2 protein-coding genes are annotated in these 1,171 nt (G+C 43.9%); one reads left to right on the top strand and one right to left on the bottom strand.

Annotated elements, in window-relative coordinates:
• The coding region (locus Q0238_RS07950; protein WP_297944815.1) for a hypothetical protein at positions 1 to 360 on the top strand (360 nt) is incomplete at its 5' end.
• Positions 361 to 626: 266 nt separating this feature from the next.
• Here Q0238_RS07950 and Q0238_RS07945 read toward each other — a convergent pair.
• On the bottom strand, positions 627 to 797 hold the full coding sequence (locus Q0238_RS07945; RefSeq protein ID WP_297944812.1) for a hypothetical protein: 171 nt from the start codon (positions 795 to 797) through the stop codon (positions 627 to 629).
• Positions 798 to 1,171 lie beyond the last annotated feature (374 nt).

Raw genomic sequence — 1,171 nt, 5'->3', positions numbered from 1 at the left:
CAGGAGCAAAAGGCTGCAAATTCTAAAATCGCCAAAGCAGACCTCGCCGCGGCGGAGGCGCTGATACCCCAGTGCGTGAGCCTGCAAGCCCTCTATGCCGCGTGCGTCGCAAAGCTCGGCAGAGCCAAAGGCTGCGAGGCCTACCGCGAGATCAAGGACGGCGCGCGAGTGCAATACGCGAGCATCGCCTACGATAGCGACCTAAAAGACGGCGCCGTAAGGCGAAACGCGATCAAGCTCTACCGCGAAAGCGGCGGCGATATGGCGGAATTTCACAACAAGCTGACGAGCGAATACAAACACGCGGGTCCTGAAATTTACAAGGAATTTAAAGAAAAACTCGTCGGAAAGATGATCTAGGCGACTCGGGCGCAAGGATTTAAGGCGCAGCGATAAAGCGCATCGCGACGTAGCGGCTAGAGCACAGCCTGGCAGCATTAGATGCGCTGTTACGGCTCGCGGCGATATGATGCAGCACAACCAAGCGCAACCAGAAATAAAACTATTTGTTTACGCGGCATCGGTCTTATTTTCGCTGTATACAACCAAGCAAAGCCATGCGCTTATACATAGCAACAGAGTAAAGATATGTAGGATAAATTTCATTCTGCTAGGTCTAATACGGGCTAATCATAATTAAAGTTATATGGTTTGTAGCCGAAAATATGCAATGTCTTTAAGGCTAGCTCTCTAACCTCTATCCAGGATGGATTGAGATGGACTAGGTATTCGTAATCATCCGCCTCTAATAAGCTGCGGTCGTTAAAATTTTTATCTATAAGTTCCACAAGTACCATTAGTGCATCCCTTTCGTACGGTAGGAAACAAAATTTAAATTGCTCCAATAAAGCACTCTTGCATTCGGTATATAAAAATTCTACCATTTCCGATGGGCTTTCGTAATATTCAACTGCAGGATGTATCAAATGATCAACTTGATATTCCAAAGAAGTCATACGACATAGATTAACCATAAGCCCGCTTTTTCTAAATATCTCTTTTCCGTTAATTTGCATTTGAGTTTCCTTTTATTGGGATGTGGGTTTGCGCACATTATATCGTAATATATTTTTAAAATTCTCGCAGAAATTATCATTTTATAAAACTACTATTTTAAAAGTGCAATTTGTTTTAAAGCCTTTTTTGCACATTCCCTTAAATCCTCTTCGCT

Source organism: uncultured Campylobacter sp., assembly GCF_938045775.1.
Lineage (GTDB): Bacteria > Campylobacterota > Campylobacteria > Campylobacterales > Campylobacteraceae > Campylobacter_B.
This window is presented reverse-complemented; position numbering and strand designations above follow the sequence as displayed.